The 13,729-nt window shown below is 58.2% G+C and carries 17 protein-coding genes; 13 read left to right on the forward strand and 4 right to left on the reverse strand.

The window, feature by feature from the left end; all coding sequences use genetic code 11:
• The first annotated feature begins 2 nt into the window (after positions 1 to 2).
• The 4 genes from rpsF (at position 3) to rplI (ending at position 1,766) form a co-directional block, all read left to right on the forward strand.
• Positions 3 to 308 carry a 30S ribosomal protein S6 gene (gene rpsF / locus ACQR35_RS13720; RefSeq protein ID WP_430267567.1) on the forward strand — a complete coding sequence of 102 codons (306 nt, stop codon included), beginning with the start codon at positions 3 to 5 and terminating at the stop codon, positions 306 to 308.
• 51 nt (positions 309 to 359) lie between these two features.
• The gene (locus ACQR35_RS13725; protein WP_430270358.1) at positions 360 to 953 is read left to right on the forward strand and encodes a single-stranded DNA-binding protein; all 594 of its coding nucleotides are present in this window, start codon (positions 360 to 362) and stop codon (positions 951 to 953) included.
• Positions 954 to 1,056: 103 nt separating this feature from the next.
• On the forward strand, positions 1,057 to 1,296 hold the full coding sequence (gene rpsR / locus ACQR35_RS13730; protein ID WP_003800144.1) for a 30S ribosomal protein S18: 240 nt from the start codon (positions 1,057 to 1,059) through the stop codon (positions 1,294 to 1,296).
• Between the two features lie 17 nt (positions 1,297 to 1,313).
• Positions 1,314 to 1,766 (forward strand): 50S ribosomal protein L9, encoded by a 453-nt coding sequence (rplI, locus tag ACQR35_RS13735; protein WP_430267565.1) that lies wholly within the window; start codon positions 1,314 to 1,316, stop codon positions 1,764 to 1,766.
• Positions 1,767 to 1,912: 146 nt separating this feature from the next.
• On the opposite strand, the gene ACQR35_RS13740 is transcribed toward rplI, so the two are convergent.
• Positions 1,913 to 2,335 carry a DUF1801 domain-containing protein gene (locus ACQR35_RS13740; RefSeq protein ID WP_430267564.1) on the reverse strand — a complete coding sequence of 141 codons (423 nt, stop codon included), beginning with the start codon at positions 2,333 to 2,335 and terminating at the stop codon, positions 1,913 to 1,915.
• Between the two features lie 200 nt (positions 2,336 to 2,535).
• Here ACQR35_RS13740 and ACQR35_RS13745 point away from each other — a divergent pair, with 200 nt between their 5' ends.
• The gene (locus tag ACQR35_RS13745; RefSeq protein ID WP_430267563.1) at positions 2,536 to 3,165 is read left to right on the forward strand and encodes an FMN reductase; all 630 of its coding nucleotides are present in this window, start codon (positions 2,536 to 2,538) and stop codon (positions 3,163 to 3,165) included.
• 3 nt (positions 3,166 to 3,168) lie between these two features.
• On the opposite strand, the gene ACQR35_RS13750 is transcribed toward ACQR35_RS13745, so the two are convergent.
• Positions 3,169 to 3,744: a hypothetical protein gene (locus ACQR35_RS13750; protein WP_430267562.1), complete on the reverse strand. Its 576-nt coding sequence runs from the start codon at positions 3,742 to 3,744 to the stop codon at positions 3,169 to 3,171.
• 440 nt (positions 3,745 to 4,184) lie between these two features.
• On the opposite strand from ACQR35_RS13750, the gene ACQR35_RS13755 reads away from it, so the two are divergent.
• Positions 4,185 to 4,376 carry a hypothetical protein gene (locus tag ACQR35_RS13755; RefSeq protein WP_430267560.1) on the forward strand — a complete coding sequence of 64 codons (192 nt, stop codon included), beginning with the start codon at positions 4,185 to 4,187 and terminating at the stop codon, positions 4,374 to 4,376.
• Between the two features lie 264 nt (positions 4,377 to 4,640).
• The gene (dnaB, locus tag ACQR35_RS13760) at positions 4,641 to 6,017 is read left to right on the forward strand and encodes a replicative DNA helicase (protein WP_430267559.1); all 1,377 of its coding nucleotides are present in this window, start codon (positions 4,641 to 4,643) and stop codon (positions 6,015 to 6,017) included.
• Positions 6,018 to 6,019: 2 nt separating this feature from the next.
• Here dnaB and ACQR35_RS13765 read toward each other — a convergent pair whose 3' ends face one another.
• Positions 6,020 to 6,694: an FMN-binding negative transcriptional regulator gene (locus tag ACQR35_RS13765; RefSeq protein WP_430270359.1), complete on the reverse strand. Its 675-nt coding sequence runs from the start codon at positions 6,692 to 6,694 to the stop codon at positions 6,020 to 6,022.
• Between the two features lie 260 nt (positions 6,695 to 6,954).
• Between ACQR35_RS13765 and ACQR35_RS13770 the strand changes: the two genes are divergently transcribed.
• From ACQR35_RS13770 to ACQR35_RS13790, 5 genes are all read left to right on the forward strand, one after another.
• Positions 6,955 to 8,367: a PLP-dependent aminotransferase family protein gene (locus ACQR35_RS13770; protein ID WP_430270360.1), complete on the forward strand. Its 1,413-nt coding sequence runs from the start codon at positions 6,955 to 6,957 to the stop codon at positions 8,365 to 8,367.
• A gap of 73 nt (positions 8,368 to 8,440) precedes the next feature.
• A complete protein-coding gene (locus tag ACQR35_RS13775; RefSeq protein ID WP_430270361.1) occupies positions 8,441 to 9,781 on the forward strand; it encodes an MATE family efflux transporter in 1,341 nt (446 codons plus the stop codon).
• Between the two features lie 85 nt (positions 9,782 to 9,866).
• The gene (locus ACQR35_RS13780) at positions 9,867 to 10,448 is read left to right on the forward strand and encodes a hypothetical protein (protein ID WP_430270362.1); all 582 of its coding nucleotides are present in this window, start codon (positions 9,867 to 9,869) and stop codon (positions 10,446 to 10,448) included.
• Between the two features lie 102 nt (positions 10,449 to 10,550).
• Positions 10,551 to 10,844 carry a hypothetical protein gene (locus ACQR35_RS13785; RefSeq protein ID WP_430270363.1) on the forward strand — a complete coding sequence of 98 codons (294 nt, stop codon included), beginning with the start codon at positions 10,551 to 10,553 and terminating at the stop codon, positions 10,842 to 10,844.
• 123 nt (positions 10,845 to 10,967) lie between these two features.
• Positions 10,968 to 11,894: a cytochrome b/b6 domain-containing protein gene (locus ACQR35_RS13790; RefSeq protein WP_430270364.1), complete on the forward strand. Its 927-nt coding sequence runs from the start codon at positions 10,968 to 10,970 to the stop codon at positions 11,892 to 11,894.
• Between the two features lie 56 nt (positions 11,895 to 11,950).
• Here ACQR35_RS13790 and ACQR35_RS13795 read toward each other — a convergent pair whose 3' ends face one another.
• Complete coding sequence (locus tag ACQR35_RS13795; RefSeq protein ID WP_430270365.1) at positions 11,951 to 12,490, reverse strand: CGNR zinc finger domain-containing protein; 540 nt, start codon at positions 12,488 to 12,490, stop codon at positions 11,951 to 11,953.
• Between the two features lie 71 nt (positions 12,491 to 12,561).
• Here ACQR35_RS13795 and ACQR35_RS13800 point away from each other — a divergent pair, with 71 nt between their 5' ends.
• Positions 12,562 to 13,557, forward strand: coding sequence for an EamA family transporter (locus ACQR35_RS13800; protein WP_430267551.1), 996 nt, complete (start codon positions 12,562 to 12,564; stop codon positions 13,555 to 13,557).
• Positions 13,558 to 13,729 lie beyond the last annotated feature (172 nt).

Below are 13,729 nucleotides of genomic sequence, written 5' to 3' on the forward strand. Positions count from 1 at the left end.
ATATGCGTCCTTACGAACTGATGGTAATCATCGACCCCGAGGTCGACGAGCGTACCGTTGAGCCGTCGCTTCAGAAGTTCCTTAATGTCATCACCACCGATGGTGGAACCATCGAAAAGGTTGATATCTGGGGCCGTCGTCGCTTGGCTTACGAAATCAAGAAGAAGTCCGAAGGTATCTACGCTGTGGTGAACTTCACCGCTGCGCCGGCTACCGCTCAGGAACTTGACCGCCAGCTTGGTCTCAACGAGACCATCTTGCGCACCAAGATCATCCGTCCCGAAGACCAGAAGGTTGTTGCTGAGTAATTCAGTCACCTTTTGATCTTTACACCGTAAGAACTCTCAAGGAGGCAGTAGATGGCAGGCGAAACAACTATCACGGTTGTTGGTAATCTCACCAACGATCCCGAGCTGCGGTTCACACCGTCCGGCTCTGCAGTAGCCAACTTCACCATCGCTTCTACGCCGCGTACCTTCGATCGTCAATCCAATGAATGGAAGGACGGGGAAACCCTGTTCCTCCGCGCGTCGGTTTGGCGTGAAGCCGCAGAGAACGTTGCCGAATCCCTCACAAAGGGAATGCGGGTCATCGTTCAAGGCCGTTTGAAGAGCCGTTCTTACGAAACTAAAGAAGGCGAAAAGCGCACCGTTATCGAGCTTGAGGTCGACGAGATCGGCCCCAGCTTGCGTTACGCCAATGCCAAGGTCAACCGCACTCAGCGCTCCGGCGGTCAGGGTGGACAGGGTGGCTTCGGTGGCGGTAACTCACCAGCAGTAGCTGGCGGAAACGGTGGCACCTGGGGAGGTAACCAGGGTGGAAACTCTGGCGGCAACTCCGGTGGCAGTTGGGGTGGACAGCAGTCCGCTCCGCAGGATGACCCTTGGGCAACGCCCGGTGTCTCCAACGCCGGTGGCTGGGGCAATGGCCCCGACTCCGAACCTCCGTTCTAAAGCCTTCTTAGAGCAAAAATCATCAGCATTGCGTTGAAAAGCGCGGTGCTACCACCATCCCGTGGATCAATATCCACGGGCTCCACAGAAAAGGAGCTCCACGATGGCTAAGGCTGAACTCCGTAAGCCCAAACCAAAGTCCAACCCCTTGAAGGCCGCTGACATCACTGTCATCGACTACAAGGACGTAGCATTGCTGCGCAAGTTCATCTCTGATCGCGGAAAGATCCGCGCCCGTCGCGTCACCGGTGTGACCGTGCAGGAACAGCGCAAAATCGCCCAGGCAATCAAGAACGCCCGCGAAGTTGCTCTGCTGCCTTACTCCGGCGCTGGCCGCGGTTAAGGAAGGGATTAACTAAAATGGCAAAGATCATTCTGACCCACGAAGTCACCGGTCTCGGTGCTGCTGGCGACGTTGTTGAGGTAAAGGACGGTTACGCACGTAACTTCCTGTTGCCCCGCGGCTTCGCACTGACTTGGACCAAGGGTGGCGAGAAGCAGGTTGAGTCAATCAAGGCTGCTCGCGCTGCTCGTGCGCACGCTTCTGTTGAAGCTGCACAGGCCCAGGCTTCCGCACTGTCTTCCAAGACCGTGAAGCTCGAAGTTAAGGCTGGCGAGTCCGGCCGTCTCTTCGGTACCGTCAAGCCCGCCGATGTTGCTGCCGCCGTTGAGGCTGCAGGTCTCGGTGCAATCGACAAGCGCAACGTAGAACTGCCCAACCACATCAAGTCGGTTGGCTCCTACACTGCAAACGTGCGTCTGCACGAAGGTGTTTCCGCTGTTATCGACCTTGAGGTTGTTGCCAGCAAGTAGCACTTTGCTCAAAAGCCCCCGTCCCCGGCTTTCCGGAGACGGGGGCTTTTTTGTGCCCTCTGACGCCCTCTTCCTTCCGCCGACGTGGCACTTCGCGTGGGTGTTTTGGAGAAACATGCACGCGAAGTGCCAACTCGATCCGCGAATTAGGGCTGGTGGAGCGCCGTGGTGACATATTCGTAGCCGATCCCGATCATCTTTTTGAGGACTTCTTCGTCGATGTCGGCCAGCTTGTTGATGTACAGGCACCCCGCACCTACTTTGTGTTTGCCCAGAGCGGGCAGGAGGGCTTGGCCTTCGGGGGAGTTGATCAACCCGTAGAGCGATAAGCTCGCTTTACGTGGTGAAAACCCGACGGCGGCAGCGTCGCCTTGGTGCCCCGAATCGTATCTGTAGTGATACCTACCGAAGCCCACAATGCTTGGCCCCCACATCACGGGCTTCTGGCCGGTGATGGTGCTCATCAACTCCAGGAGCCGTTCGCCGTCGGCCCTGCGGGTTGGGTGTACTACCCGAGCTAGGAATTCGTCCACGCTCACGGCGGTCGGAGTCGTCTTGTTCTCAGCCATAACCGAATTCTGGCACGAAATGCCCAGCTTCCTGCACCCCGAGTGGGCACTTCGTGTGGGTGTTTTGGAGAAACATGCGCGCGAAGTGCCAACTCGGCGGGAGAGAGGAACAAGCGTGGAATAAACCGAGGAGACCTCCAGTTAGAACATATAGATGCAAATGCATATACTTGCATCGAGAGTTCTAGCAAGGAGTACACATGGAAACCCGCCGCATCGTAGTTCTATCAGCGGGACTTGGCGTGCCGTCGTCGAGCCGTCTACTGGCCGACCAACTCACCGCGGCGACTGAGCGGAAGCTACGTTCTGCGGGATTCCAAGTAACCACCACCGTCCTTGAACTGCGCGACTATGCCGTGGAGATCGCCAACAACTTTGTGACTGGCTATGCGGCACCACGCCTGGCCGAGGCCATCGCAGCTGTTGAGCAAGCCCATGCGATCATCGCCGTGAGTCCAGTCTTCAGCGCAAGCTACAGCGGACTCTTCAAATCCTTCATCGACGTTTTGGACCCCAAGTCCCTTGCGGGCAAGGCCGTTTTGCTCGGTGCAACCGCTGGCACCGACCGTCATCAGATGGTCCTCGACTTCGCTATGCGCCCCCTCTTTACCTACTTGCGTACACGCATCGCGGCCACTGCTGTCTTCGCTGGACCGCAGGATTGGGGTGGCGAGAGTGCAGACGCCACAGCCTCGCCGTTGAACAGCCGCATTGACCGCGCAGGTGCAGAGCTTGCTGAGCTTCTCAGCGGACCTCAGCCGGGGGCGTCCAAACCGACTTTGGAGCCCTTGCCATTCGAGCAGCTTTTGGCAGGAATTACCGGACGCTAACGGCTAGTCGCCGTCCACAAGGAACGAAATAAACTCCCGCGCCTCGTCCAGCGAAATCTCTGAATGCCGCTGGAGCATGGTGGCGGCGCCTTCACAATCGCCGGCAAGGGCGAGCTCCTTGATGTTGGTATAGATCTCATCATTGAGCATGTTGCTGCTCACCTCGCGAGTCTCATCACCTTTACTGGCGATGGCGCGGTACCGGTAAGCGAAGCGTTCTGGCCCACCTCCGGAAGGTACGACGTCGGCACTTGCTGGCGGCGTGCGGTACGGCTGCGGATGGGTTGAAAGTGCCGTAATGGCGTCCCGGGACTCCCGCAGGCTAACTTTCGTGCTGGTGTAGTAAAACTTGATGGCGTCCATCATCTGGCCCTGGGCAATCAGCGAATATACGGTGCGGTGCTGTTCCTCGCTGAGGCGTGCCCCCGCATCGTGAGCGATCTCAGCAAGGCTGCGAGCGGTAGCACCGTTCTGAGTCTCGCTCTTTTTGCCGCCAGTGGTACGCATTGAGCGCATCAAAAACACGCCACCCAAAACAACCACCACAGCAATGAGTGCGGGGATCCAAATGTTTTCCATACTTACTGGCGATTCCTCTGTGCCGAGTTGAGGTCTGATTGCTGATTTTGGCTAGGAGCCGTAGTAGCTGCGATTCGTGCGCGTAGCTCCATAGCTTGCCGAATCTGGGCTGCATAGTGTGCTTGCGATCTTGCCGCAAGATCACGTTGATAGCGCTCCGCTTCGGAGATCCCGTTATCGCGGGGTTTGAGCGCTGTGGACACTCCCCAGATGACAACTAAAAGTATCACCACAGGAAGGCCGCTGAGCAAGAGTTGCTGCATTCGTTCAGCCTATGTCAGAACGGGGTTGTCCACAGCAAATTCCCCAAACGGAATATAAATTCTTGATCTCACATGGTTAAACGTTGCGTGAAGTGACATGCATCACTTTGGGAGTATATTTTCGGCCGTGTTAACGCACTGTGATGAGATCGTTTCGCACAACTCCACCCTCAAGCTGTGGATGAAGCTTTTCAGAAAAAACTTTTACTCCACATGCTGGAGTCAGTGTTTCCCCTGCTCAGGGGGCAGTTTGAACTGAGAAGAATTTTCTATCCACAGTTCTATCAACAAGCTGTGCACAAGTTGCGGGCGTTTGCCCACAGGTTATCCACAGCTTTGCTGTTTGGCGCACTTTGTGCTTCCGGATGAGGGCGCTAACGTTGCGGGAGACCCCACGAAGATGCTGTGCAGCAGCGAGTTAGGTGCTGGATGGATCCACTTTCCCGGCTTTCGCCTGCCCTGTGGAAAAACTGTGCATAAATTGGATTTCGAAGAGTCCCAACGGCGACCCTGAACGGTTTCCACCGCGAAAGCCGCTACACATGCTGCAGCACTTCTGTCATCCGGGTGTGTTTGTCTCAGGCGTGCTGTAGTACTGAAGTTTCATGAAGTATCCAATTAAGGACGGCCCACGTGTCTATCTCTCAACATGATTCCGTAGACGCGGGACGCAGCAGCGGAAACCGGACCCCTCCCCAAGATGTTGCGGCCGAGCAGTCTGTTCTTGGTGGCATGATGCTCTCTAAAGACGCTATTGCAGACGTTGTAGAGCTGGTTCGTGGTGTGGACTTCTACCGGCCAGCGCACGAGACCATTTACGAAGCCATTATTGATCTGTACGGCCGTGGCGAACCCGCAGATGCCGTGACCGTATCTGACGAGTTGACCAAGCGTGGCGAGATCAACCGCATTGGCGGGCCAGCCTACCTTCACGAACTTATCCAAACGGTTCCTACGGCGGCCAACGCTGGCTACTACGCAGAGATTGTGGCTGAACGTGCCGTGCTGCGCCGTTTGGTGAATGCGGGGACCAAAATTGTTCAACTTGGCTATGGGCAAGACGGCGAAGTTGAAGACTTGGTCAATCAGGCCCAAGCTGAGGTCTACGCCGTTGCAGAACGCCGCACCGCAGAGGATTACGTAGCGCTCAAGGACGTTATGGAAGCCACTGTGGATGAAATTGAAGCCTCTGGGCACCGTGGTGAAGGAATCACCGGTGTACCCACTGGATTCTACGAACTTGATGACCTCACTCACGGCCTTCACCCCGGCCAGATGATCGTTATTGCGGCCCGCCCAGCCGTTGGTAAGTCCACGTTTGCCTTGGACTTTGCGCGCTCGGCTGCCGTGAAAAACAACCTCGCCACAGTGTTCTTCTCCCTTGAAATGGGCCGGAATGAGATTGCCATGCGACTCCTCTCGGCAGAAGCCACGATTCCGCTGCAAGAACTCCGCAAGGGAACTGTCAAGGACGAGCAGTGGTCCAAGATCGCCACCACTATGGGCCGGATGAATGACGCTCCTCTCTTTATTGACGACAGCCCCAATATGTCCCTCATGGAGATCCGTGCCAAGTGCCGCAGGCTCAAGCAGCAGCATGATCTCAAGCTAGTGATCCTTGACTACCTCCAGCTCATGAGCTCCGGTAAAAAGGTGGAATCGCGTCAGCAAGAGGTCTCAGAGTTCTCCCGTGCGCTCAAGCTTCTGGCCAAAGAACTTCAAGTTCCCGTTATTGCCCTGTCTCAGCTGAACCGTGGTTCCGAGCAGCGCCAAGACAAACGCCCCATGGTTTCTGACCTTCGTGAATCGGGTTCCATTGAGCAGGACGCAGACATGGTGATTCTGCTCCACCGTGAGGACGTTTACGACAAAGAGTCTGCGCGGGCTGGCGAGGCGGACATCCTGATTGCTAAGCACCGTAACGGCCCTACCAAGGACATTGTGGTCGCTTTCCAGGGCCATTACTCGCGGTTCGCCAACATGGCTGCGGATACCGGTGGCGGCTTCTAGCGCTATCTGACCCCTAAGTTTTTAAGGCTAGGCAAGCGGGGGGCGCTGTTCCGTGCGGCAATGCTGGCTTGCTCTACTTGGGCGGCCATTTGGGAGTGGCCGCACGTTTGAAGCCCTGCTATGACACCGTGGACGTCAGCCTCGGGCCGGTTTTGGCTGAGCTTTGTTTTGGCGTCAATTCTGGTGATGATGAGCTCAACTCCCACGATGGCCTTGAGTTGGCCGAGGATGTATTTATCCGGTGCGTCGTCCACTGTCCAGGGAGGCTCCCGCTCGGATTCATTGAGGTTGGTCAGAGCACGGACGTGCGCACCGAGCCAGGCCGGGTCATCGTGGATGGTGAGTGTGCCGTACACGTGGGCTGTTGTGTAGTTCCAGGTGGGCACAACGCGTCCATGCTCGGCCTTGGCGGCGTACCAGGAGGGCGAGATGTATGCGTCGGGTCCCTGGATGATGGCCATCGATTCACCGATTGCAGGTTCTGACCATTGGATGTTGTTTCGGGCCAAATGAGTATGCAGTGCTCCCAGTTCACCTACGGTGGGGTCGTAAACAAACGGCAGCAGCGTGGCGAGCATGCCTTGCCCCGTCATGGTAACCAGGTTGGCAGCGGATGGTCCGGTGAGGAGCTCCTGTATTGCGGAAGGGCTGGCGGCGAAGTGTTCCGGGGTGTACACGATGGGTGTTCCTTTCGTGGTGATTCGTGCGGTCAGCTGCTTGGCAGCGGGCGGGCTGGGTTGAGTCTGACGCGTACGGCGAACCCTGCACAAAGGACGACGGCGAGTCCACCCAGGGTGGTGGCCCAGCCTAGGGTTTCGCCGAGCAGGAGCCGGGCCCAGAGAATGCTGCTACTCCGAGGAGCCCCCGCCACAGGCCGGTCGGTGCGCTCATTGGTATCGGTGGGCGACTGATGACAGTAGCGCTATCATTGGTACTCATGAACAACGATAGCAGTTCTCGCATTGTGGCAAGGCTGAAGGAGCGGATCAACACGTCTCCGCCGGGTGCGCGGCTGCCGTCGACCAGGGCGCTGGTTGCCGAGTTTGCGGCGAGCCCTGTCACGGTTCAGAAGGCCCTGCAAGCCCTCAAGATGCAAGGATTGGTGGAGGGCCGACCAGGTGTGGGGACTTTTGTGCGGGCGGCGCGCACCGCCCGGCCCTCGGACTATGGGTGGCAGAGTGCAGCCCTAGGCTCGCCCCAGACGCTGGTGCCGTCGGCTTCCGCCACGATGCGCACCGTCCCCAACGACGCCATTTCCTTTCACTCCGGCTATCCGGACCGGGAACTGTTGGCCGAACGCCTGGTCCAAGCCGCTCTGGCCCGTGCCGCTCGGGGCGAAACAGCGCTGTCCCGCCCGCCCGTCGCAGGCCTGCCGGACCTTCAATCGTGGTTCGCCCGCGAACTCGGTGAAACCACGCCTGCCGGAATCAACCCGCCCACACCTAGTGACGTGATCGTGCTACCCGGTAGCCAGAGCGGGCTGAGTTCCATCTTCGGCGCCCTGGTAGGGAACGGACAGCCTTTGCTGATTGAATCACCCACCTATTGGGGCGCCATCCTAGCCGCACGGAACGCCGACGTCCGGCTTGTCCCCGTGCCCAGCGGACCCGAGGGCCCCGACCCTTCGGAGTTGGCGAGGGCCTTTGAAGAAACCGGTGCGCGCATGTTTTACGCACAACCCCATTACGCCAATCCGACCGGGGCCCAATGGTCAGGGGAACGCGGCGAGGAAGTGTTGGAAGTGGTTCGCGATCATGGTGCGTTCCTGGTGGAGGACGACTGGGCCCACGACTTCGGCATCGACACCACACCCGTCCCCATTGCGGCGCGCGACGACTCCGGCCACGTCATTTACATCCGCTCCCTTACCAAAAGCGTCTCACCGGCCATTCGCGTCGCCGCAGTCATTGCCCGCGGCCCGGCGCGTGAACGCATCCTTGCTGACAGGGGCGCGGAAACCATGTACGTCAGCGGCCTCCTCCAGGCCGCAGCACTCGACGTGGTCACACAGCCAGGCTGGCAGACCCACCTGCGCAGCCTCCGTCACCAACTTCAATCACGCCGAGACCTGCTGGTCGCCAGCATTCGGGAACACGCGCCACAGGTCCACATCGAGAACATCCCGAAGGGTGGACTTCACCTCTGGCTGCGCCTGCCCGATGGCACAAATCTCGACAAGCTGATGCGCGACTGTGAGAACGATGGCGTCATCCTCGCCGGCGGCAACGAATGGTTCCCCGCCGAACCAGCCGGACCCTTTATCCGGCTCAACTACTCGGGACCAAACCCGGGCGCGTACCATCAAGGCGCCCGGATCCTCGGCCGGGCTCTAAAACATAGCTATCAATAACCGGCTAGTTCATAGAAATGACTCAAGTCCCAAAGGTTAATGCCACGAAAACGAGCCCCATGAAAACTAAGTCATGACCTCTAAGTCATCGAACGCCGGTGAGATTCTGCGCTTAGCGGTCCCTGCGTTTGTAGCCTTGATTGCCGAGCCACTGTTTCTGCTTGCGGACTCGGCCATTGTTGGTCATCTTGGCGTGGAACAACTGGCTGGGCTGGGTTTGGCCACTACCGTGCTCCACACGGTTGTGGGTCTTATGGTGTTTTTGGCCTACTCCACCACCCCTGCCGTGGCCCGCGCACTCGGCGCCGGTGACGCTGCTAAGGCTCTGTCCTCTGGACGCGACGGCGTGTGGTTGGCTTTTGGGCTGGGTGTGGTCCTGGCCGTAGCAGGGTTTTTTATGGCGCCCCAGATGGTGGGTCTTTTGGGTGCCGCTGAGGGCTCCGCCGTACACGGTTTTGCCGTGGACTACTTACGCTGGTCCATGCCCGGGCTGGTGGCCATGTTGCTCGTTTTTGCCGGAACAGGGGTGTTGCGTGGTCTCCAGGACACCCGTACTCCGTTGGTGGTGGCCACGGCCGGGTTTACTTTGAACATTGTGCTCAACTGGTTTTTTGTATACGGCTTGGGCCTCTCTGTGGCGGGCTCGGCGGCGGGTACGAGTATTGCGCAGTGGGTTATGGCGGCCGTGTATTTGGGAATCGTGTTTCGCCGAACCCGCTCCCATAACGTAAGTGTTTTCCCTAGCTTTCGCGGTGTCCTGAGTATGGGCAAGGTGGGTTCTTGGTTGATGTTGCGTACCGCGAGTATGCGCTTGGCCATGCTGGTGACGGTGATGGTGGCAGCCGCTCAGGGCTCAGTGAATCTAGCTGCTCATCAACTTGCCGCCACGGTTTTTAGCTTCTTTGCCTTTGCGCTCGATGCCTTGGCAATTGCGGCGCAGGCCCTCATTGGCAAAGAACTTGGCGCTGGGAACGCCGGCAGGGCCAAGGCGCTTACTGGGACTATGGTTCGCTGGGGGCTGGGCTTTGGCGTGATTACCGGCGCCCTTTTGGCAATTGCCGCACCGTGGGCTGGCTGGGTGTTTAGCAATGATGCCTCAGTTCATACTGCACTGACCCCCGCCCTTTTGGTGATGGCTATTGGCCAGCCGATTGCCGGGTTGGTTTTTGTTTTGGATGGGGTGCTCATCGGTGCCGGCGACGCAAAGTATCTGGCGATTGCTGGCGTAGTGAACGTGCTTATTTATGCGCCGTTGCTGATTGCTGTTGCCTTCCTGATGCCCGCTGCACCGTCTGGCCCGGCGTGGTTGGGGTGGTTGTGGGCTGCTTTCGCATTGGGTTACATGTGTGCGCGGGCTCTGACTTTGGGTCTGCGAGCCAGTGGCGGCAAGTGGATGGTGACTGGGGCTAGATGAACCGCCAGCCCAACAAGAGCCAGGCGAACAATGGCCGACTGCCTACTTGGACGGAGTCCTCAGCCGGGCACACTAAACTGTTCGGGTGACTTCCGCTTCAGCATCCTCCACCGTTCCCGCGCACCGTCCAGTGTGGCAACCCCTGTTGGTGCGCGCAGTGATTGCGCTTGCCTTCGGTGCCGTGACTGTTTTCTGGGCCTCGCCCTCGGTGCAAGTGTTGGCTGTTTCCTCGGGCTTGTATCTGCTGGCGAACGCGGCAGTTTTTGTGTGGCAGCGCAAGGTCGATCCAACCCCCAAAACGCGGCTGCCGTTGCTGATTGCCGCCGTGGTCAGTGCACTGGCTGGTGTTGTGGCGTTTGTGTCAATGTCCGACGCCGGAACCACAGCGGCGCTGTCCGTGGCCCTAGGGGTGACTGGCGTCGTCGAACTTTTGTTCTGGTTCTGGCTCCGGGGTGCTTCGCCTCTGGCGCGTGACTGGATTGTCTCCGGCTTTGTGGGTGTGGGAACCGCGGCGGCTCTGCCGTTCTTCACCTATTTGGGCGCGCATGCGCTGCTGGGGGTGACCGGTGGAGCTGCCATTATCTCCGGCGTGTTGTGGATTTTGTCTGGGCTTAGCGCACGGCATGATGCTCGGATCGGCGCGGCTGGGCCAAAGGCCGTAAACTAGGGATACCGCTTCTACTTTCTGTAGAAGGAGTGTGCGCTCGGGACTGCCGCGCGTCAAAAGATCACCGGCCGCCCGTGGTGGCGTGCCGAGGGGAGGAAAACCGTGGCACAGCAGCAAACGGGAGAGCCGCGCAAGACCCGAGGCTCAATCAAAGGACCGCTGATGTTCTCCGCATTTTTTGGTCTGCTGGCCTTCTTCGCCGTATTGATCTTCGCTTCCGGCGGTAGCAGCAAAACCCCTCGCTTTGACCTCGCGTTCACGGGCGGCGGCATCGCTTTTATTGTGACCTTGGTGGTGGCGGCGATGCTGGCGCTGAGCTACAAGGAAAACGCCGAGCACCTAGGTAAGGGCTCAGGCGTGAATCTGAGCAGCAAGAACTCCGGCCCGCACAGCTAAATTCGTCTCTAAAAGGTACGCTCTGTGACGGGTGACATCATTCCTCCCACTGACCCGGATAAACTGGGCCACAAGAACGGCCACAACTGGGCCGCCTAACACTTGCGCGAGGTATGTAGCCGAATGTCCACAGTGAAGAAGTCCTCCGGCACCACCGGGAACCAAAGCAAGCGGATTAAGGTTGCCGCGATTGTTGTTGCGGCGGTGGTGGTTGTGGTCCTCCTAGCAATGTGGATTCGCTCCACCACCTTTGGCCAAGACTTCATCCAACAATTCCCCGGACATTCGGAACTACCTGCTGGAACTCCGGACGGCTTGCCCGCATGGTTGGGCTGGCAACACTTCCTCAACGCCTTTTTGCTAGTTCTGATCATCCGTTCCGGCATTCAAGTTCGGACCACCACTCGTCCGGCCGCGTATTGGACCCGCAACAATAAAGGCCTGACTAGGACCAAAAACGCACCAACCAAAATTAGCTTGGAACTATGGTTCCACTTGAGCTTGGATGTGCTGTGGGTACTCAACGGCCTGGTGTTTGCTGTGCTGATTTTTGCCACCGGGCACTGGGTGCGGATTGTCCCCACCAGCTGGGACGTTATCCCCAACGCCGTTTCGGCAGGTTTGCAATACGCCTCGCTGAATTGGCCCACTGAAAACGGTTGGTCCAACTACAACGCACTGCAGCTTTTGGCCTACTTTGCAACGGTGTTTATCGCAGCGCCCCTGTCATTCTTGACCGGTCTCCGAACCTCAGCTGCATGGCCTAAAAAAGCTGCGATCAACAAGTACTTCCCCATTGAAGCTGCCCGTGCTGTTCACTTCCCGGTCATGATCTACTTTGTTGCTTTTATTGCGGTGCATGTGTTCTTGGTCCTGGCTACGGGTGTGCTGCGCAACCTCAACCACATGTACGGCAACCGTGATGAAGTGAGCTGGTTTGGCTTCTGGATCTTTGTGATCTCACTTGTGGTCATGGCCGGTGGCTGGTTGTTGGCCCGCCCACTGTTCCTGCGCCCCGTTGCATCATTGATGGGCAAGGTCGGGCGCTAACGCCAAGGCTGGTAAAACTAGGGCCGCTAAAACTAAGGCCCGACGTCGTGCTGGCGCTAGTTCCGCTGCCGGGCCCGGTATGCCGCGACGTGAGCACGGTTCGCGCAGTTTCCGGTATCGCAATACCTTTTTGAACGGTTGCGGCTCAGGTCCAAAACAACCGCATCACAATCCTCTGCCGCGCACAGGAGCATCCTGTCCATTTCTTTGCTGCGGATAACGTCAATAAGCGCCATTGCTGCTTCGGTTGCCATTCGTTCGGCGAGCGGTGCATGTGCCGGGGTGGCATGGACGTGCCAGTCCCAGCTGTCATGTTTCACCAGCTGGGGAAGGGCCTTTGCGTTGCGCAGCAGCTCATTGACGGTGATCACCGCTTGGTCCTCGGTGGCGGTCCACACCGTTGTGAGGGTGGCGCGCAATTCCCGGACGCTTGCCACTTCTGCGGAATTGCGGACTCGCGAGCCGGTGAAACTCTCGGCGGTCAGGAAGTCGTCGAGCTGGGCCATGGTTGCCAGGTGTTCATCGCCGTTTGCTGCGGTGTTGATGAGATTTACTACAGAACGCAAGGCCGTCTCTGTGTCAGGTGCAAAGACCATCTTGACTCCTTACTGAAGCGACGCGTAACGTCAGGGGCATAACAACACTTTACTCCTGACAGGACGAGCCGATGGACCGCACGAATATTGCCGCAAGAGGCTTGGGTATCGCGCTGTTTTCCTCCGCCGTCTTCGGAATCTCTGGTTCCTTCGCCAAAGCGTTGTTGGAAACCGGCTGGACTCCCGGGGCTGCTGTTACTGCCAGGCTCACCGGAGCGGCTTTGGTTTTGTTGATTCCAGCGCTGATTGCCTTGCGTGGACGTTGGCACCAACTGGTCAAAAATTGGCTCACCATTGGCCTCTTCGGGCTGATTGCCGTGGCCGCCTGTCAGCTGTTCTATTTCAATGCGGTATCCCGGTTGTCCGTTGGTGTTGCCTTGCTCCTTGAGTACCTCGCTCCGGTGTTTATTGTGGTGTGGCTGTGGTTGGTGAGCCGGCGCAGGCCTCGCTTGCTCACTATCGGCGGCGCCGTCCTGTCCTTGGCAGGGCTTGCCTTGGTTTTGGACTTGAATGGCGCAATCAAGGTGGACTTTGTGGGAGTTCTCTGGGGCTTAGCCGCTGCGGTGTGTTTGGCCGTTTACTTCTTTATTACCGCCAAGCAGAATGATTCGCTTCCGCCGCTAGTGCTCGCATCGGGCGGGCTTTTAGTGGGCGCCATGGTTATGTGGATGGCTGGACTCACCGGATTGTTGCCGATGAAATTCAGTACAGCGGATACCCAGCTTGGTTCTTGGACTGCGCCTTGGTGGGTTTCCTTGGGTGGCCTGGTGATTCTGGCAACCGTACTCGCATACGTTTCAGGGATTTACGCCGCGCGGGCGCTTGGCTCCAAAGTGGCGTCCTTCATTTCACTCACCGAGGTTCTCTTCGCCGTATTGTGGGCGTGGCTTCTTTTGGGTGAATTGCCCGGGATAGTGCAGCTTATGGGTGGTGCGCTGATCGTTGGAGGTGTGTTGCTGGTCAGACTGGATGAAATCCGAGCCGGGAACTCGACGGCCGGTGGCGAACTGGATACTCCGGAACCTGCCCTTGAACATCCGAACGATGTGGAACCAGTCCCTCACTAGATCTCGGCTCAACTCACGGAACTTAAGAACGGTCCTTAAATGCGGTAGGGCCCGGATCGTCGTGTTGACGGTCCGGGCCCTACGCCCACTGTGGAACTTAGTGGGAAGCTTGCTCCTGCTCGGAAGCGTTCTTGGTTGCCTTCTGGCCAGCTTCACGCAGAGCCTCGGCTAC

This window comes from Pseudarthrobacter sp. J1738 (assembly GCF_050490315.1).
Classification (GTDB): Bacteria; Actinomycetota; Actinomycetes; order Actinomycetales; family Micrococcaceae; genus JBNPEO01.